The organism is Flavobacterium sp. WC2421 (assembly GCF_040822115.1).
Classification (GTDB): Bacteria; Bacteroidota; Bacteroidia; order Flavobacteriales; family Flavobacteriaceae; genus Flavobacterium.
Map to the genome: position 1 here is coordinate 2,643,415 of NZ_CP162004.1, position 20,885 is coordinate 2,664,299.

The window sequence follows — 20,885 nt, forward strand, 5'->3', positions numbered from 1 at the left end:
TTGATGTACTCTAAACTTGATTTTTAGGAGTTACAGTTAAACCTAGTTTTCTATTAAAGTAACTTTTCTAAGTTTAGAATTCTTATAGTTTTCAAAAACTCCTTAGCATATATTTCTCTAAAATTTAAATGTAATAAAAAAAACTAAAAAAGGAAATGAAATTAAGTTATAAATATAAAACGGAGTTGAAAAAGAATAGGGGTCATTTGATTTTACTATCATTAGAAAAAAAAAAAACAATATAAGCTACCGTTTAGGATGTTTTTTTTATTCTATTGGAATACACAAATCAACAATGCTTAATTTTTCAGGGTGTTCATTAAAATTATTATAATAGATTTCATAAGGATTTCGGTCTGCTTTTTTATATCCATTTTCATTCATCCAAATAAATAAACTACTCCATGATTTTTCGAATTCGTGTAATGCAATTTCAAAATGTCCAACGATACATTTTCCTTTTTCAATTGTTGTTAGCCCAATTTCGCCACTAACTTCAACTTTTTGGTTCAATGAAATGCAAGCACTCATTCTTACTTTCTCAGGCTCTGTTATTTTAAAGCTATCGTGATAAATTGTAACTATTTTTAAATTTTCATTTTGTAATAGTCCTTTTGGTATTGCCCATTTAATTAATTTGTCGTAGGTCTTTTCCATTCCAATGTGGCCAATTTGTGTAATAAAGGCTAGATGCAGTTGAGGCATTTCTTTAATTTCAGTTTTTGCTTTCATTTTAATCCAATTTTGATGATTATTAATGTTGCAAATATATTGTTCAAATGTTTCCTTTTCTTGTCCATTCTTGCTTTCAATTGTACTAATCTTGCTATATTTATTAGGATTTGACTTTCTGAATGCGGTAGGACTTAATCCGTAAAATTTTTTAAAAGTTCTGGTAAATGAAGAATTGCTATTGAACCCATACTGTAAAGAAAGCGTAGTAACTGTAGTTTCTGGTTTATGTAAAAGAATTGAGGCCGTTTTTTCAATTCTTTTACGAGTAATATATTCGTTTAAAGTTTCATTGGTTATTGCTTTGAAAATTCGGTGCAGATGAAATGGAGAATAAAACCCAACTTTTGCTAAAGTTTCCAAATTTAATTCTCGGTCTAAATTTTCGTCGATAAACAAGAATATGTTATTGATTCTTTTTACATAATCGTCTTTCATATTTTAATTTCTCCATTTAAATCAGTCCTAAGAACTAAACTCAGATGATCAAAAAACGGGCGTACGGTTTTGAAGATGTCGTTTACTTTGTTAGCAAATGCGGAGTCAAGTATTTCTTCATCTGTAAAATTATGTCGCAGTATAAATTGTTTGTGTCTGATTAAATCTATGGCTTCATGGTCTTTAGGGAATCCTTTTGGGAAAGTAGGAACTTTATTTCCGGCCAATGCAACAAAATTATCTTTGATTGGTTTTGCATTTAAAATTTTATACCAAACTGCTGGGTTCAACTCAATATCTTTTCGGATTCTTTTTAAGTCCTCTGGGTTAGGAGAGAAAAAACCACAGGCTAAGAAATTATTACCGGGTTGAATATTCATATAATAACCGCCTCTTTTTAGTTTAGTAGCTCGTTGTAAGCTAAAAGCAAATCGAGGTTTATAAGGTGCTTTGTCTTTACTAAAACGGACATCGTTATAAATGCGATATAAACTTTTTTTAGCTGAAGTATTTTCAATAGCGTCGTGGCTATTCATAAGCACGATGAGCTGATCTACAAAAGCGATCATATTACTTTGCGCTTCAATGTAGGTTTCCTTGTTATCGTTAAACCAATCTCTATTGTTGTTTATTGCTAAGTTATTCAAAAAAGAAATGCTGCTTGGGAGTATAGAGGAATCTTTCATTTAAAATTGATGTCAAGTTTGTTTTTCATTTGGATGTTAAAGTAGAACTTGTACTTCACAAGAAGTTTTCAAGTCTAAAAACATAATTTGTAAATATAATCAAACTTTATTTCATCTAGACATCCATTGGATGATGTAAACAATTTTGTTTACATTTGTAGAATGAAAACGATAGATATCATAAAAGGGATTCATCCAGGAAAAATGGTTGAGCGAGAATTGAAGAAAAGGAATATCAATAAAAGACAATTTGCTCTTTCTATTGGTGAATACCCTCAAATATTAGGTGCCATTATCAAGGGAACGAGACGAATGAATGTTGATTTGTCGCTTAAAATAGAAGAGAAACTGGAATTAGAAGAAGGTTTCTTGATGACACTTCAAGTTTTTTATGATATCAAAGAAGCAAAGAAAGACAGTAATTATAAACCGGATCTTTCAAAATTTAGAAAAGGTATATTTTGGGATACTGATTTTGATAAAATTGACTGGAAATTGATGAAGGTTTCAATAGTGAAACGTGTTTTTGCTTATGGGAATAAAATAGAACAGGGGGAAATCATTCGTTTTTATGGAAAAGAGGAAGTTTCTAAAATTAATTTGTTGCATCCTGAATTTTTAACTAGATAACTTATGTATTGGAATACAGTTTCCCGCTTGCTTAAACAAGTTTTAAATGATTTGATGAAAGAAGAATTATTCTCTCCTTTCAGATTGGTTGGTGGAACGTCTCTGAGTTTGCAAATAGGCCATAGAATGTCTGTTGATATTGATTTGTTTACAGCGGCTGAATATGGCTCGATTGATTTTAAGGCGATAAAAATTTTTCTTGAGAATAAATACCCATATTGTAGCTCTAGAAATCTTGAGAATGTTGCTTTTGGAACTTATTTTGAAGTTGGAAATTCAAGAGAAGACTTTGTAAAAGTTGATTTATATTATACGGATAATTTTATTTTTGATATAGTTTATATAGATAGAGTTCGTATGGCTTCTGAAAATGAAATTATAGCTATGAAACTGGATGTTATTTTGAGAGGTGGTAGAAAAAAAGATTTTTGGGATTTACATTATTACCTAAATAAAGTAACTATTGATCAAATGATTTTATTTTACGAGGAACGTTATCCTTATAAGGATTGCTCCACTTTGAAAAGTCAATTTGTAAATTTTGATTTGGCTGATGCCGATTTTGATCCAATATGTTTATTAGATAAATCATGGGAACTAATAAAATTAGATTTCTTTGAAAGTCTTAATAAATAAAATATTGATTCCACTAAACAGGTTTAAAGCCATAGATCCCATAGCCCCGATTGGAGCGACATCTCTCATTTAGAAAAACAAGGCTTTTTTCAAGCTGTAGTTTTTTTATTGGGAATACAGCGGATAGTGGGAAATAGCTTCTTATTATTATGTAATGAAACTGTCATCCTGATTATAGTGTTTTCTCAATGACAGTCCGCCTAAAATGTCATCTTGTCAGATTTATTTCCGCCAATTTTAACAAAAACTGACAATTTCCTATGACCATAAGCATTGGCACAAAGATTGACTTATGCACCTTGAGTTAATAAAATTAGTATACATTATAATTAAATATAAATAAAAATGGGTAAAATAATCGGAATTGATTTAGGTACGACAAACTCTTGTGTTTCTGTAATGGAAGGTAACGAGGCAGTTGTTATTCCTAACGCAGAAGGAAAAAGAACAACGCCATCTATCATCGCTTTTGTAGAAGGTGGAGAAATTAAAGTGGGAGATCCTGCAAAAAGACAAGCAGTAACTAATCCAACTAAGACTATTGCTTCTATTAAACGTTTTATGGGACATTCTTTTGCTGAGATTACAAACGAAGCAAAAAGAGTTTCTTACAAAGTAGTAAAAGGGGACAACAATACACCACGTGTGGATATTGATGGTCGTTTATACTCTGCTCAAGAATTGTCAGCAATGACTCTTCAAAAAATGAAAAAAACAGCTGAAGACTATTTAGGTCAAACAGTTACTGAAGCGGTTATTACTGTTCCTGCTTACTTTAATGATGCACAACGTCAAGCGACTAAAGAAGCTGGTGAAATTGCAGGTCTTAAAGTAATGCGTATCATCAATGAGCCAACTGCTGCGGCACTTGCTTACGGATTAGATAAAAAAGGAACAGATCAAAAAATTGCAGTTTACGATTTAGGTGGAGGTACTTTTGATATCTCTGTTCTTGAATTAGGAGACGGAGTTTTTGAAGTATTGTCTACAAATGGTGATACTCACTTAGGTGGAGATGATTTTGACCACGAAATTATTGACTGGTTAGCTGACGAATTTAAAACTGAAGAAGGTATTGACTTACGTCTTGACCCAATGTCATTGCAACGTTTAAAAGAAGCTGCTGAAAAAGCAAAAATTGAATTGTCATCTTCTGCTGAAACTGAAATCAACTTACCTTATGTAACTGCTACAGCTTCAGGACCAAAACACTTAGTGAAAAAATTAACTAGAGCTAAATTTGAGCAATTAACTGATTCATTAGTTAAACGTTCTATGGCACCAGTTGCTAAAGCACTTAAAGATGCAGGTTTATCTGTTTCTGATATTGACGAAGTTATTCTTGTAGGAGGTTCTACTCGTATGCCAAGAATTGCTGACGAAGTGGAGAAATTCTTTGGTAAAAAAGCGTCTAAAGGAGTTAACCCTGATGAGGTTGTTGCAATTGGAGCAGCTATTCAAGGTGGAGTTCTTTCTGGAGATGTAAAAGATGTATTGTTACTTGACGTTACACCTTTATCTTTAGGTATCGAAACTATGGGTGGAGTTATGACTACATTAATTGAGTCTAACACAACTATCCCAACTAAAAAATCTCAAGTTTTCTCTACAGCTGCAGATTCTCAACCAACAGTTGAAATCCACGTTTTACAAGGAGCTAGAGCAATGGCTGCTGATAACAAAACTATCGGTCGTTTCCATTTAGATGGTATTCCACCAGCACCAAGAGGTGTTCCACAAATTGAAGTAACTTTTGATATTGATGCTAATGGTATCATCAAAGTTTCGGCAACTGATAAAGGAACTGGAAAATCTCATGATATTCGTATCGAAGCTTCTTCTGGATTAACAGCTGAAGAAATCGAAAGAATGAAAAAAGATGCTGAAGCAAATGCTGATGCTGACAAAATTGCAAGAGAAAGAGCTGAAAAATTGAATGAAGCAGATGGAATGATCTTCCAAACTGAAACTCAATTGAAAGACCTTGGAGCAAAATTATCTGATGAAAACAAAGTTGCTGTAGAATATGCATTGACTGAATTGAGAATGGCGCACCAATCTCAAGACATTCCAGCTATTCAAACTGCACTTGATAACATCAATGCTGCTTGGAAAACTGCTACTGAAGCAATGTACGCTCAAGGAGAACAAGGTCAAGCAGATGCACAGCCACAAGCTGAAGCTGAAGGAGACAATGTTCAAGATGTAGATTACGAAGAAGTAAAATAATTATTTCCTGTAGAGATGCACTGCTGTGCATCTCTTACATCATATAGAAACCGTTCACTACTAGTGAACGGTTTTTTTTGTTTTAAAACGAAACATGATTTTTCTCATAGAAAAAGATTAGGGTTGTCATTACTTTTGTTTGGTATTAAAATAAATACATAAAATAGTATTTCAAATATGTTAAGGGATAATAGATTCCTAAAAGTTTTTTGTAATATTACTGTATATACCATTTTTGCATGAGAAAAATTAAATTTAAAAAAATCCGTAAATCACAAACTAATCCTTTAGTGTATACTGGTAAGCATAAAAAGTTTGAGTCTGAAATGCAATTATTTGTATATGATGATTTAGAGGTTACGGAATATGATGATTTTGAAATTGAAGATTTAAAAAAATGTGTTTTTAAAGACAAAATTAATTGGCTCAATTTGCATGGTTTAAATGAAATTGTAATTATTGAAGCGATTGGTTCCTTTTTTAAAATTGATAATTTCCTTATTTCGGATATTTTAAATACAACTAGAAGAACAAAATTAGAAGAGTCTTCAGATAATCTTTTTTTTAATATAAAGTCTTTATTACCAACAGAAAACTCAGATAATATAAGTGCTGAACAGATTAGTTTTTTAATTCAAGACGGGGTGTTAATTTCTTTTCAGGAAAAGCGTTCTGATTTTTTTACTCATATAAGAGAGCGAATAAGAGACCATGCAGGTTTGGTACGATTAAAAAAAGCAGATTTTTTACTATATATGCTTCTGGATGCAATTATGGAAAATTTCTATGTAACCATAGAGAATGAGGAAGATAAAGTAGAAGAGTTAATCAATATATCAAAAAGCAGTGCAGATCCAGAAATATTAGTCCGAATCGAAAAACACCGTGATAATTTTAATTTTTTGAAGCGATCTATTATTCCACTTAGGGATTCATTATTTGCAATAAAAAGTTTAAAAGAGGATGAGGATTTTAAGATAATAGAGCAGGAAACCTTTCGTTATTTTTCTAGATTACATCAAAAAACGTTGGAGTTATTGGAACAAATAGATTCTGATATGGGAATGCTGGAAAGTGCTTCTAATTTCTTTTTTTCATCACAATCGCATAAGATGAATGAGATTATGAAAACGCTTACGATTGTATCGGCAATTTTTATTCCTTTGACCTTTATTGTTGGTGTTTATGGAATGAATTTTGAACACATGCCAGAATTAAAATACGAAAACGGATATTATGCTGTAATAGGAGTGATGGTCTTGATTGGGCTTATTATGATTTTCTATTTTAAAAGAAGGCGTTGGTTTTGAGTTTACTGAATTGGAGAAGATGAGAAAGAAGAAAGAAGAAAGAAGAAAGACTAAAAGGGAAGAGAATTAGTAGTTTAGGAATGAGTTGGGATTTTTATAATTGGAATTCAAAATAATAATATAAAATAAATAGAATGAACAAGGCTGTATATATTGCAACTAGTGAACACAATAGCGGGAAGTCTATCGTAACTCTTGGTTTAATGAGTATGTTGATAGGTAAAACGGCCAAAGTGGGTTATTTTAGGCCTATAATTGAAGATTTTGAAGATGGAAAATTAGATAATCACATCGAGACTGTGATTTCGCATTTTGGATTGGATATCGATTTTGAGGATGCTTTTGCTATTACCAAAAGCAAATTAATCAAAAAAAAGAACAAAGGCAAGATAGGCGAGGTACTGGATTTGATTATTGAAAAATATAAAAAACTGGAAGAACAGTTTGATTTTGTTCTCGTAGAAGGAACTAGTTTTAGTGGTGAAGGAACCGTTATTGAACTCGATATGAACGTTCTTATTGCTAAAAACCTTGGAATACCCACAATTATTGTGGGTTCGGGTGTTGGTAAAACCTTAGAAGAATTAATTGATAGTTTGTATTTGGCTTACGATTCTTTCAAAGTAAAAGAGGTAGAAGTTTTGGCTGTTATCGCCAATAAAGTGCAACCAGAGAATGTCAAACTAGTTACTGATGGTTTGAAATCAAATTTACCAAAAGAAGTATTAGTAAATGCAATTCCGATTATTTCCAGTTTAAATAACCCAACTATTAAAGAGATTGTAGATGTTCTAGAAGCAAAAGTCCTTTTTGGAAAAGAGTTTTTAAATAATGAAATAGGAAACTTTAGTGTGGGTGCTATGCAATTGCATAATTATTTATTGCACTTGAAAGAAAATGCATTGGTTATTACTCCGGGAGATAGAGCAGATATTATTTTGGGTGCTTTGCAAGCTAATGAATCGGCTAATTATCCAGCTATTTCAGGAATAGTATTAACAGGAAACATTATCCCAGAAGATAGTATTTTAAAATTGATTGAAGGATTGACTAGTATAGTCCCTATAATATCTGTAGTAGGAGGAACATATAGTATTACGAACAGAATAGGTAATATAAAATCTCAAATCTATGCTGATAATACACATAAGATAGAAACATCGATAAATACCTTTGAGAAATTTGTTGATGTGGATGATTTATCTGCTAAATTGAGTGCTTTTCACGCAGATGGAATGACTCCAAAAATGTTTCAATACAATCTAGTAAAGAGAGCTCAAAAACATAGAAAACACATTGTTTTACCAGAAGGGAATGATGAACGTATCATTATTGCGGCCTCTCGTTTATTGGCAATGGATGTAGTCGATATTTCCATTATTGGTAATAAAAAGCAAATTGAGCACAAAGTAGCAGAGTTGGGTATTGCTTTTGATTTTTCAAAAGTGGATATTATCAATCCAATTGAGTCTGAGAAATATGAAGATTATGTAAACACCTACTATGAGTTGCGTAAGAACAAAAACGTAACTATAACTATGGCCAAAGATTTAATGGAAGATGTATCCTATTTTGGTACCATGATGGTGTATAAAGGAGATGCTGACGGAATGGTTTCTGGTGCAGCACATACTACACAACATACCATTTTACCCGCTTTACAATTCATCAAGACAAAACCAAATACTTGTATTGTTTCCTCTATATTTTTCATGTGTTTAGAGGATCGAGTTTCTGTTTTTGGAGATTGTGCCATTAACCCAAATCCTACTGCAGAACAATTGGCTGAAATTGCGATTTCTTCAGCCGATTCAAGTGCGGCATTTGGTATCGAACCTAAAATCGCCATGTTATCTTATTCTTCAGGAGCTTCTGGAAAAGGAGATGAAGTAGATAAAGTAAGAAAAGCAACAGAAATTGTAAGAGAAAAACGTCCCGACTTAAAAATTGAAGGGCCTATACAATATGATGCTGCCGTAGATATGGAAATTGGTCAAAGTAAAATGCCAAATTCAGAAGTAGCAGGACAAGCCAGTGTGCTTATTTTTCCTGATTTGAACACAGGAAACAATACTTATAAAGCGGTTCAAAGAGAAACAGGAGCTTTGGCTATAGGACCAATGTTACAAGGTTTAAACAAGCCTGTAAATGATTTAAGCCGTGGTTGTACTGTAGATGATATTATAAATACAGTTGTGATTACAGCGATTCAAGCACAAGGTTTGTAAAAAATGGTTTAAAGTTTAAAGTTTCAGGTTGAAAAAAGTATAATAAAGACAAAGTAATTCTATCCAGTCAGTTTTTCTTTTGGAGAGGGCTGGGGAGAGGAAATAAATATAAGTTTAATGAAAATAGTCATAATAAATTCAGGTAGTTCATCTATAAAATACCAACTAATAAACATGCCATCAAAGGAAGTAATTTGTAATGGTATGATTGATCGAATAGGATTGGAAACTTCTAATTTTACTTATAAAACGGATAAAGACAGTTTAGAAGAAATTTTGCCAATTGCCAATCATAAAATTGGATTAGAGAAAATTGCTCAGTTGTTGATGGATGACAAAGTAGGAGTGATAAGGAGTACAAAAGAAATTGATGCAGTTGGACATCGGGTAGTGCATGGAGGAGCTAGTTTTTCGGATACTGTAATTATCGATACTGATGTAAAAGAAAAAATAAAACAACTTTTTGATTTAGCACCGTTGCATAATCCAGCCAATTTAGAAGGGATTATTGTCGCCGAGGAAATTTTTGGAACGGCAAAACAAGTAGCTGTTTTTGATACTGCTTTTCATCAAACGATTCCTGTTTTGGCACACAAATATGCGTTACCAAATTATCTTTTGACCGAAAATAAGATTAGGGTCTATGGATTTCATGGAACGAGTCATAAATATGTTTCGGAAAAAGCGATTGATTATTTAGAGAAAACCTCAAAAATAATTACAATTCATTTAGGTAATGGTTGCAGTATGACTGCCATTAAAGACGGGAAAAGTATCGATCATACGCTTGGTTTTGGACCTATGAATGGGCTAATTATGGGGACGCGTTCTGGTGATGTTGATCAATCAGTAATTTTTTATCTGGTTAATTCATTAGGCTATTCATTGGATTCAGTGAATACAATGTTGCAAAAACAAAGTGGGATGTTAGGTCTTACTGGATATAGTGATTTACGGGATATTGAAGATAATGCTGAAAAAGGGAATTTAGATTGCCAGTTAGCATTAGCAATGAATGCCTATCGAATTAAAAAATACATTGGTTCTTATGCTGCTGTTTTGAACGGTCTGGATGCGATAATATTTACGGCAGGAATTGGAGAAAATTCTTCTTATATTAGAAAATTAGTGTGTACGGATATGGATTATTTTGGAATAGAAATAGACATAGAAAAGAATGAAACCCGTTCCAAAGAAATTCGGGAAATCAACACTTTAGATTCAAAAACTAAAATTATGGTGATTCCAACTAACGAAGAAATAGAAATTGCAAATCAAGTTTATCATTTACTTTTGAGTTAAAACTAATCCTGTTTTGTAAAAAGCTTCTCGGTTGAGGAGCTTTTTTTATGCCTAAAAATCGAATAAATCTGATTATATTTGAAAATAAAAACTTCCCAAAATTGAAAGCTAAGACAATACCATTATTCTTTTTCTTTTTTCTATCTATTCAACTATGCGCTCAGGATTTACTGCCTTTTGTAGAAAATTACAGCAAATCCAATTACCAAGGCGACAACCAAATTTGGAATGTAGCTCAAGGAACTGATGATGCCATGTATTTTGCTAATAATTATAACTTGTTGCGTTATGATGGTGTAAAATGGGAAAAATATTCTTTGCCAAACAAAACAATTATTCGATCTATAATGGTAGACGGAGACCGAATATATTCAGGTTCTTATAAAGAATTTGGGTATTGGTTTCGTAAAGGCGGGAAGATGCAATATGTTTCACTATCGAAAGGAAACAAAGTATTTGATGACAAGAATAATGAAGAAATTTGGAAGATAATTAAATTTAAAGGACAAATTTATTTTCAGTCATTTAATAGTCTTTTCCTTTTTGACGGAAAAGCAATCAAGCAAATAAAATTTCCTTTTTTAGCTTCTTATTGCTTTGTTGTAGACAATCAACTATTGATAGCATCAGTAGAGAAAGGGATTTATAAAATGAATCAAGGGATTATTCAAAAAGTGAATGAATGGTCCATTTTAGAAAATAATGTAATCCATGCCATTCAAAAACACGACGGCAAGATCTATTTTTTTACTAAAAAAAATGGAGTTTATGTATTAGAAAATAATACTCTTATTCCATGGAAAAATGCATTAAACACGATGCTGAAATCAGCAAATATAAATGTGGCTGAATTCATTAAAAATAATAAATTAGTAATTGGTACGGCAAGTAAAGGAGTTTTTATTTTTGATTTAAATGATGGTTCTTATACAAACATCAATAGAAATAATGTATTGATGAATAATTCTATTTTGAGTATTGGCCACGATAAAGAAGATGATCTTTGGTTAGGCTTGGATAATGGAATTGCACATATCGAAGTCAACTCACCTGTATCTATTTTTTATGACAGCTCCGGTATTCTAGGATCGGTTTATTCTGTTGCCAGTATTCCAAAAGGGTATTTAATGGCTTCTAATCACGGGGTATACAAATATGTTGACAAACAGTTATCGCTAATTCCCAATTCAGAAGGTCAAGCATGGAATATTAGTAAAATCAATAATAAATTCCTTATTGGTCATAATGAGGGGACTTTTATTTATGAAAATGATTCCTTTTATAAATTGAGTTCTATAAATGGAGGTTGGAATATGACCAAGAGTAGCATCAATAATTCTTTTATTCAAGCTACTTATAGCGGTGTGGTAATTTACAATGATGTTAACGATTTAAGCAAACATATTGTAGTGAAGGGAGTATTGAAACCAATTAAATATGTTGCGCAGAATAGAAAAAATGAAATATGGGCCGCTGATAATAACAGAGGTCTTTATCGAATAGTCTATAATGATGCATATGAAACACTAAGTGTAGATAATGTAACACAACTGAGTAAGATAACGAATGATTTTGGGGTTAAAATAGTGGAATTCCGTAATGAAATTCTTTTTTTAATACATCATACTTGGTATACGTACAATTCAATTACTAATCAATTAGAAGAAAATGAATTATTTAATGTGAATTTTAAAAACGTTTCCGATATAGTGACTATTGATGAAAATCATTTTATGGTGCTTAAAGATGGCCTTTTGTATCACATTTTTGCTAATAAAAATAAGTTTATTTGGAATATAGTTCAAGAAAAATATTACAAAGGTAAAATCATTAATGACAATTTGAATGTGTTCAAGAGTAATGATAATTATCTATTAAATTTAGATGATGGTTTTATAAAATTGCAACTAAAATACAATAATAAACCGATCCCAAAAATCAAGGTAGAAGCATTTAATGTAGATCAATTAGTAGTCAATAAATCAAAGATTGATTATAACTCAGAATTAAAACTGCATGTAATTTCAGGTATATATGGAGCAAATAAGCCTAGTCTATTTTATAAAATTAATGATTCAAAAGAATTTTTAGGTGTAAAAGAAGGAACGATCGTTCTTAATAATTTGGATAGTGGTGATTATGAAGTTTCTGTTTATAATCATGACGGTTTAAATTATAATAAAGTGGCTGAGTTTAATTATGAAGTAGCTAAGCCATGGTATTATTCTTTTTGGATGATTCTACTCTACCTTATTGTAATTAGTGTCATTTTATATGTGTATTATAGATGGAATAAAATTAGATACATTCAAAAATTGGCTTTAAGAGAAGAAGAGTTAAAGCATCAAAAGAAAATTCTTGAAATGGAATTGAAAGCGGAGAATGAGCTAAACAGTCAAGAGTATGAAAAACACATTCTAGAATTAGAATTGCAATCTAAATCATCAGAAGTTGCTGGAAAATCACTTTCGATAGCTAAGCAAAGTGAGATGATTGAAAAAATTCAAGGGATTTTAAATACGGAAACCGATATTAATAAATTAACGAGTGAGATTAAAAAGGCGATAAAAATTAACGCAGTTAATAAACATGAATGGGAAACTTTTGAAACTAATCTTAATCAGATTCATAATGAGTTTATAATAAATCTTTCTAAAAAGTTTCCAATTCTGACACCTAAAGATATCAAGCTTTGCATTTACTTAAAAATGAACCTTTCTTCAAAAGAGATCGCTCCCATGATGAATATTTCATATAGAGGGGTTGAATTACACCGTTACCGTCTTAGAAAGAAATTGAACCTTGTTCAGGATGAAAATCTATCCAAATTTTTATTAATGATATAAAAACAACTCTATTTTTATAGATAGTTTATTATTTACATTATTTTTTTACGGAATTACAACTCATCATTACTACATCATAACGATGTAGTCGAGTACTCATTTTCCTTGACAGCCTCTTTATAGCGTTGATTTGTTAGTTGTTTCTTTTCATTTGATGTGGCTATGTAGTAATTCCTTTATAGTTACTATAACGTTGTAATTATCTAATTTGGCTCCACTAACTTTAACAAATTATTAATACATGAGAAATTTTATTTTGAGCTTTATAGCACTCATCCTACTTCCAGCTTATATGTCTGGTCAAGTAATTAAGGGAAAAGTATTAGATAAAAATGGAATGGGAATACCAGGAGCAATTGTGGTATCTTCAAGTTCAAATACTGATACTGATTTTGACGGAAATTTTAATATCAATGCCAAAGTAGGCGAGACATTAAAAGTGACCATGTTGGGTTTTGAAGCTGTTTCTATAACTGCTACAGCTGCCCCAATGACTATAACACTGTTGGATTCCAAAGACACTGCACTAAAAGAGGTAGTAGTAATTGGGTATGGAACTAGAAAAAGATCCGATAATACTTCGGCAACTACTTCAATAAAGGCAGAAGAAATTTCGAAAACTAAAGTATTGAATGCATCACAAGCTATTCAAGGTAAAGCAGCAGGGGTGCAAGTTATTGCTTCTGATTTGCCTGGTTCAACTCCAACGGTTGTGATTAGAGGTTTAGGAACTGCTTTAGGAGGAAGATCTCCTTTGTATGTTGTTGACGGAATGCCAGTAGAAAACATAAATAATATCAATACAAATGATATTACTTCTTACGATATTTTGAAAGATGCATCTGCATTAGCAATTTATGGTAATAGAGCAGCAAATGGGGTAATTTTAATTACAACAAAAAAAGGGAGTGGAGAGAAAGCAACTGTTGAATTTGAATCGTATGCCGGTTTTAGAAATGCATTAAAGAATGTAAAAATGGCGGGTAGCAACAAGTATTCTTATTATTCTAATGTAGCTTTGGGAAATACTACTTTCTCACAAGACCAACCAACTAATACGGATTGGTACAAAGCAATTACTAGAACAGGATCATACACACAAAATAATGTTTCAGTTTCAGGTTCATCTGAAAATGTAAAATACTTTTTTAGCTTGGGTCACTATGATGAAAAAGGAATTTTGGATGGATTGGATTATAATAGGTTGACTTTAAGAAGTAACAATGATTTCAAAATTTCTAAAAGAATCAATTTATCTCAAAATTTCAGTGTAGGATTTACGCATTCAACTCCAAAACCGTTATCAGCATTTACAAATGCGTATAAGCAATCACCAATCGTTCCCGTGTATTTTCCTTCTGGACAATATGGTGTACCATTTGTTGGTTCAAACGGCTTTGCTTCTACAAGCGGATCTGCATTTAATAATGTAGGTAATCCAGTTGCTCAATTAAACTTTTTTGATGAACAACAAAAAAGTATCACCATGCAAGGTGGTTTAAAACTGGATGTAGAGTTACTTAAAGGATTGAAATTTACTTCTCAGTTTAATGCGGAATATTATACTTGGAAAAATTACAATTATGAAGACACTCAAAAAATTTGGTTGGCTGCTGATCCAACACGAGTATCAAGTACGTATTCTTCTACGGCAAATATTAATTTATTGACTAAAGAAAATGAAGATTATTTCAATTGGAATTTATCAAATTATTTAGTGTATAATAAAGTAATTGGAGAACATGATATCGAATTAATGGCTGGTGTGGAGCAATCATCAAAAGGCGCAAGAGAACACATAAAAATATCAAGAAAAAATGTGAATGCAAATGAAAACTATTGGTCTTTATCCGGAGTTGATTATGCAGCTAACGTAACTAGTTTGACTGATGTTGTCAATAATGAAAGAAGTTTGTCTTCTTATTTTGGTCGTTTCCAATATAAATTGATGGATAAATATTTAATAACAGGTACAATAAGAAGAGATGGTTCTTCACAATTTGCCAAAGATTATCGTTGGGGAACTTTCCCATCCGTAGGATTAGGTTGGATTATATCTAAAGAAAGTTTTTTAGCTGATGTTAAAGGAATTGACATGTTAAAATTACGTGGAGGTTGGGGTAAATTAGGAAACCAAAATGTTCCATTGAATAATCAATCTTTTGCTTCTGGTTTAGACAGTTATTTAGGAGGTTCTATTTTATATCCAGGTGTAAGTGTTGATTCTCAAGTTGACCCTAGTTTATCTTGGGAAATTACGGAGGAAAAAACAATAGGTTTAGATTTTGAGTTTATGGACCGCAGATTAAAAGGAGCCATTGATTTATATGATAAAAAAACTAACAATGTAATTTTAGATACTAAACCTTATTTAACAGCAGGTGTAGGTTCTACCTCTCCAGCACATGTAGGTGCGGTTTCAAACAAAGGGTATGAATTATCATTACGTTGGGATGACAAAATAAATGATAATGTATCGTATTGGATTGGTGGTAACTTCTCAAATAATAAAAATGAGTTGACTAGTTTAAGTAATCCTAATTTACCTGATAAAATTGGTGGAGGTTTAGGAAATGGACAATGGACAAAATTATTGAATAATTCTTCAATAGGACAACCATTAGGTAGTTTCTTCTTGTATGAATATGCTGGTTATGATGCTAATGGACAAATGCAATATTTAAAAGCCGATGGTTCAATTGTTAGCCAAGGATTATTAAGTATTGAAGACAGAAAATACGTTGGTTCAATATTACCAAAATCGACCTACGGAATTTCATTGGGTGTAAATTATAGAAACTTTGATTTCTCAGTTGATGGATACGGAACTAATGGAAGTAAAGTATACAATGGTAAAAAAGCACAACGTTTTTCTGGTGAAAACATTGAAAATGTTTTGGCAACAGATTTCTTTACTGTTAATAATACTGCAGCTGTAAATCCAGCTCCTTTCAATCAAGTACCAGTAGCTTCTACTTACTATATGGAATCAGGTGATTTCTTCAGAGTAAATAATATTACTTTAGGATACAAACTACCTATAAAAAGTGAGTTTATTAATTCAGCCAGAATTTACTGCAATGCAATAAATCCTTTTATCACTCAAAAATTCTCAGGATTTTCACCTGAATTGAATGGTGATGGAGATCCTTACGGTTCGCAAGGCGTTGAACTAGATGCTTATCCTGTTTTGAGATCTTTTGTAATAGGTGCTAATTTAAAATTTTAATAAAATGAAAAAGATATATATATCAGCATTTGTCCTTTCGGCATTAATTTTCTCTGGATGTACTAATGATTTTTTAGATACAAAGCAAACAGAAACCATATCAACTACAGATTTAGCCTTGTTTAATAATGATGCTGGAGCTCAAGGTTTTGTCACGGCTATTTACAGTAAATTCACAGATTGGAACATGAGTTCTTTCTCATGGATAGGGCTATCAAGTATCACATCTGATGATGCGGACAAAGGTTCTTCTCCAGGAGATACAGGATCAGATAAAGATTTAATGGATGCATTAACTTACAACTCATCAAGTGGTTCAGTTGAAGAAGTGTTTACAGCTAATTATCAAGGTATTAATAAATGCAACCAGGCTTTATCCTTTCTTCCTCAATTAGACCAAGCCGATGCTAATTTGAGAGCTCGATTAATGGGTGAAGCCAAGTTTTTAAGAGCATTTATGTACTTTACTTTAGTAAAAACATACGGAGGTGTTCCAATTGTGGATCATTTACCAAATCCTTCTTCAGAGGAAGATAGAGTAATGCAGTTAACTCGTCGTAGTACAACAGAAGTTTATGCTTTTATTGTGAGTGATTTAACGGATGCTATTGCTGTTTTGCCTGCAAAAGGGACCTATAGTGCTTCTGAAAAAGGAAGAGCTTCTATAGGGGCTGCTTATGCTTTGTTATCTAAAGTGTATTTGTACCAAAAAGAATGGCAAAAAGCTTTGGAAAATGCAAATTTAGTTGTGGGATATAGCTTGGCAACAGATTATGCTTCACAATATAAAATCACAGGAGAAAATGATTCGGAATCTATTTTTGAAATTCAAGGAACTGGTTCGACTCCAGCCAAAGGAATTCAAGGTTATTCTGCTACCCAAGGCGCTCGTGGTGCTGGTGGATGGGGTTGGGGATTCAACACGCCTTCAATGAGTTTAGTGAATGCTTATGAAGTAGGTGATGTTAGAAAAAATGCAACAATCATTTTTGCAGGAACCACTTTGTATGATGGTAGAGTAGTGCCACTAACCGTTGAAAATCCAAGATACAATTACAAAGCGTATTCTTCGGCTTATACTGATGCTTGGGATTCTGATGTAAATATTAAATACTTAAGATATGCCGAAGTTTTATTAATAAAGGCAGAGGCTATGAATGAATTGGGGCAAACGGCGACTGCAATTCCAATTTTAAACCAAATTAGAAATAGAGCAGGTTTAGCTAATACTACTGCCGTTTCTCAAGCAGATGTTAGAACTGCTATTTGGAAAGAAAGAAGAGTTGAGTTGGCTTTTGAACATGATAGATTCTATGATCTTGTAAGAACAGGTCAAGCAGCAGCTGCATTTGCTATTGATGGGAAAACATTTACTGTAGGTAAAAATGAACTTTTCCCAATGCCTCAAAAATTTATTAGTGAAGCAAATGGTTTATCGACTCAAAATCCTGGGTACTAATTTTTTAAAATTGTAATTATGAAAAAAAATAAATTTATATATTTTCTTGCCTCAATTGTTGCAGCTCCATTTTTTGTAAGCTGTGCTGGAGATAGCTTAGATACAGTTAATAGCCCAATTGCCTATGAAGCAATTGGTGGCTATGATAACTCAGATGATATTGCTGCAAGTAACTTACTTGTCAAATTAAGTTTTGATGATAATTTAACTGATAGTAAAAACAATATTACTGGATTAGTTGGTAAAAACGTTGGGTACACTCAAGGAATAAAAGGGAATGCCTATAATGGTTCAAGCTCTGAAGAGCGTTATGCAATTGGAAATGCTACAACTGCAATTACATCTTTAAACAATTATACAATTTCATTTTGGATGAATACGGCTAATACTGTTGATCCTGGAACTCCAGGTCAAGGTAAAGGGGCACAAGGTATTTTTTCTATTGTAAGACCACTTGAATTTTGGGGTGGAATTAATGTTTTTATGGAAAATCCTGATGGCGCTTTCCCAAACAGAATCAGATTAAAATTAGGTGTTGAGAATGGAAGAGCTGGAGTTGCTTGGAGAGGGCAAGGCGCTATCATGAATTTAGACAATAGTTTGAACCAATGGGTCCATGTTGTATTTAGTTATAATGCTACAAATAGTACAATTTCGGCCTATGTAAACGGTGAATTAGCTACTAATTTATCTGGTTTTGCTTATGCGCCTTCGGCTGGTGTTGCAGGTGTTGCTACATGGTATGCTGATAATCCAGGAAGTTTGGACAATATGAATAATGCTCCTAAATACGGAAATTTTGAAATGGCAGGCACCAATGGTAAAGTTGTTTTTGGAACACACCAATTTGAAACTACGCCTGCACTTAATAATGGTTCACAACAAGATTGGGCTACTAGTTATGCAGGATTAATGGATGAATTCAGAATTTATAATGTTTCCCTTTCTAATAATGATGTGAAAGCATTGTACTTGTTAGAAAAAGACAATAGATAAAAAATCAGATAAACCTCTAGTTTTTTAAACTAGAGGTTTAATTATTAATCCTATTATTTTATTACGATGAAGATTTCATTATGTTTAGTAGCCCTGATTAGTCTTTTTAATTCTTGCTCGTCTTCTAGCCCAGATACAAAAGGTGGTACGGGAACTCCATTACCTACTACTCCTACAGCACCTATAACTGCTTTAACAGATACGGAAGTTTTAGACCAAGTTCAAAAAGATGCCATAAAGTATTTTTGGGATTATGCTGAACCCAACTCAAAATTAGGAAGAGAACGATATCATACAGACAATCCTAGTTTCGAAGCAAACAAAGTCACAACTGGAGGTTCTGGTTTTGGGTTAATGTCATTGATTGTTGGAATTGATAGAGGTTTTATTCCAAGAGTTGAAGCCGTAACTAGAATGACTACTGCAATGGATTTTCTTGATAAAGCGGATCGTTTTCATGGAGCTTGGGCACATTGGATGGATGGAGCAACTGGTCACGCAATTTCATTTGGTAATAAAGATGATGGTGGTGATATCGTTGAAACAGCTTTCCTGTGTCAAGGATTGATTGCTGTAAGAGAATATTTTAAAAACGGAAATACCCAAGAAATGGCATTATCGGCCAAAGCTGATAATTTATGGAAAGGGGTAGAATGGAGTTGGTATACTAATGGAGAAAACGCCATGTATTGGCATTGGTCTCCTACGTATCAATGGGAAATGAAATTCAAATTAGAAGGGTATAACGAATGTTTGATTGCTTATATTCTAGGAGCAGCTTCACCTACTCATCCAATTCCTGCCGCGGCATATCATGAAGGATGGGCAAGAAGCGGAACTATTGTAACTGGAAAAACACAATATGGAATTCCTTTAATCTTTAAATACAATACGGTTTCTGGAAATGCAGGTCCTTTGTTTTGGGCACAATATTCTTACTTAGGATTAGATCCTTCTCAATTATCGGATCAATATGCAAACTATTGGGATTTGACTCAAAATCAAGCTAAAATTATTTATACTCATTGTGTTACTAATCCAAAAGGATGGAAAGGGTATTCAGATAAATGCTGGGGGCTTACCGCTAGTTATTCTCGAAATGCCGATGGAACAACTGGGTATTCAGCTCATGATACTGATAATGATTTAGGAGTGATAACACCAACAGCAGCGCTTTCATCATTTCCTTATACTCCAACAGAATCCATGAAGTTTCTACATTATTTATATGATGAGAAAAAATCAGATTACGTAGGAATTGCAGGACCTTATGATGCATTTTCACCGAATTACAACTGGGTTACACCGCGTTATTTAGCGATTGATCAAGGAACGATTGCTCCCATGATTGAAAATTACCGTTCGGGTTTAATTTGGAAATTATTTATGAATGCTCCAGAAGTAAAACCCGGCTTAGAAAAATTAGGATTTCATTCGACTAAATATAATTTTTAAAGAATTATGAAATATAAAATTGTATTAATTGCCCTTTTATTTTCTTTTATAACGTATGCCCAAAAAGATATAAATGGAATACTAAAAACCGAAATCGTGCAAAAACACGAAATGGGTTACGCCTTACATATTCCAGTGAATACAAAAGAGAAAAAACCATTAATCATTTTTCTTCATGGTTCAGGTGAAAAAGGAACGGACATTGAAAAAGTAAAAATTCATGGGCCTTTTAAATATTTAAAAACACATGATTTAGACGCCTATGTTTTAGCTCCGCAATGTCCTGAAAATGAAGAATGGGACAATGAAGTATTGTATCGATTGATTTTAAAAATTGAAAAAGAAAACAATATTGATCCAAACCGAATATACCTTACGGGATTAAGTTTAGGTGGTTGGGGATCTTATAATCTCGCGTTTGCACATCCTAATCTATTTGCTGCTCTAGTTCCAATTTCGGGTTTTGTCGATTTAATTCAATTAGAACAGGCTTGCACGATTGCAACTATTCCCACTCATATTTTTCACGGTTTAATGGATGATGTTGTAAATCTAGATTATGCAATTGCAATTTATAAAGAACTAAAAAAATGCAATGGAAATGTAGAGCTAACCATTTTTGATGATTCAGGACATGATAGTTGGTCTCGAGTATATGACAACAAAGAAATTTATGATTGGATGTTCCAACAAATAAAAAAACAATAAG

General features: G+C 32.5%; 14 protein-coding genes. 12 read left to right on the top strand and 2 right to left on the bottom strand.

What is annotated here, in order from left to right; all coding sequences use genetic code 11:
• Window positions 1-267 precede the first annotated feature (267 nt).
• Window positions 268-1,170 carry a GyrI-like domain-containing protein gene (locus AB3G33_RS11295; RefSeq protein WP_367769474.1) on the bottom strand — a complete coding sequence of 301 codons (903 nt, stop codon included), beginning with the start codon at window positions 1,168-1,170 and terminating at the stop codon, window positions 268-270.
• The gene (locus tag AB3G33_RS11300) at window positions 1,167-1,856 is read right to left on the bottom strand and encodes a DUF2461 domain-containing protein (protein ID WP_367769476.1); all 690 of its coding nucleotides are present in this window, start codon (window positions 1,854-1,856) and stop codon (window positions 1,167-1,169) included. Before AB3G33_RS11300 ends, AB3G33_RS11295 begins: the two co-directional genes overlap by 4 nt.
• 162 nt (window positions 1,857-2,018) lie before the next feature.
• On the opposite strand from AB3G33_RS11300, the gene AB3G33_RS11305 reads away from it, so the two are divergent.
• The 12 genes from AB3G33_RS11305 (at window position 2,019) to AB3G33_RS11360 (ending at window position 20,884) form a co-directional block, all read left to right on the top strand.
• Window positions 2,019-2,486: a transcriptional regulator gene (locus AB3G33_RS11305; RefSeq protein WP_367769479.1), complete on the top strand. Its 468-nt coding sequence runs from the start codon at window positions 2,019-2,021 to the stop codon at window positions 2,484-2,486.
• Between the two features lie 3 nt (window positions 2,487-2,489).
• Window positions 2,490-3,122 (top strand): nucleotidyl transferase AbiEii/AbiGii toxin family protein, encoded by a 633-nt coding sequence (locus AB3G33_RS11310; RefSeq protein ID WP_367769481.1) that lies wholly within the window; start codon window positions 2,490-2,492, stop codon window positions 3,120-3,122.
• A 345-nt stretch (window positions 3,123-3,467) separates the two neighbouring features.
• The gene (gene dnaK, locus AB3G33_RS11315) at window positions 3,468-5,351 is read left to right on the top strand and encodes a molecular chaperone DnaK (RefSeq protein ID WP_367769484.1); all 1,884 of its coding nucleotides are present in this window, start codon (window positions 3,468-3,470) and stop codon (window positions 5,349-5,351) included.
• Window positions 5,352-5,590: 239 nt separating this feature from the next.
• Window positions 5,591-6,661, top strand: coding sequence for a magnesium/cobalt transporter CorA (gene corA / locus AB3G33_RS11320; RefSeq protein ID WP_367769488.1), 1,071 nt, complete (start codon window positions 5,591-5,593; stop codon window positions 6,659-6,661).
• A 134-nt stretch (window positions 6,662-6,795) separates the two neighbouring features.
• Window positions 6,796-8,889 carry a phosphate acetyltransferase gene (gene pta, locus AB3G33_RS11325; protein WP_367769491.1) on the top strand — a complete coding sequence of 698 codons (2,094 nt, stop codon included), beginning with the start codon at window positions 6,796-6,798 and terminating at the stop codon, window positions 8,887-8,889.
• Window positions 8,890-9,006: 117 nt separating this feature from the next.
• On the top strand, window positions 9,007-10,191 hold the full coding sequence (locus tag AB3G33_RS11330) for an acetate/propionate family kinase (protein WP_367769493.1): 1,185 nt from the start codon (window positions 9,007-9,009) through the stop codon (window positions 10,189-10,191).
• 101 nt (window positions 10,192-10,292) lie between these two features.
• Window positions 10,293-13,037, top strand: a complete 2,745-nt coding sequence (locus AB3G33_RS11335; RefSeq protein ID WP_367769496.1) for a LuxR C-terminal-related transcriptional regulator — start codon at window positions 10,293-10,295, stop codon at window positions 13,035-13,037.
• A 241-nt stretch (window positions 13,038-13,278) separates the two neighbouring features.
• Window positions 13,279-16,266, top strand: a complete 2,988-nt coding sequence (locus tag AB3G33_RS11340) for a SusC/RagA family TonB-linked outer membrane protein (RefSeq protein ID WP_367769498.1) — start codon at window positions 13,279-13,281, stop codon at window positions 16,264-16,266.
• 4 nt (window positions 16,267-16,270) lie between these two features.
• Window positions 16,271-17,725 carry a RagB/SusD family nutrient uptake outer membrane protein gene (locus AB3G33_RS11345; protein WP_367769501.1) on the top strand — a complete coding sequence of 485 codons (1,455 nt, stop codon included), beginning with the start codon at window positions 16,271-16,273 and terminating at the stop codon, window positions 17,723-17,725.
• 18 nt (window positions 17,726-17,743) lie between these two features.
• Window positions 17,744-18,721 carry a LamG-like jellyroll fold domain-containing protein gene (locus tag AB3G33_RS11350; RefSeq protein ID WP_367769504.1) on the top strand — a complete coding sequence of 326 codons (978 nt, stop codon included), beginning with the start codon at window positions 17,744-17,746 and terminating at the stop codon, window positions 18,719-18,721.
• Between the two features lie 66 nt (window positions 18,722-18,787).
• Window positions 18,788-20,176 carry a glucoamylase family protein gene (locus AB3G33_RS11355; RefSeq protein ID WP_367769507.1) on the top strand — a complete coding sequence of 463 codons (1,389 nt, stop codon included), beginning with the start codon at window positions 18,788-18,790 and terminating at the stop codon, window positions 20,174-20,176.
• Between the two features lie 6 nt (window positions 20,177-20,182).
• Window positions 20,183-20,884, top strand: coding sequence for a prolyl oligopeptidase family serine peptidase (locus AB3G33_RS11360; protein WP_367769510.1), 702 nt, complete (start codon window positions 20,183-20,185; stop codon window positions 20,882-20,884).
• The last annotated feature ends 1 nt before the right edge of the window (window position 20,885 follow it).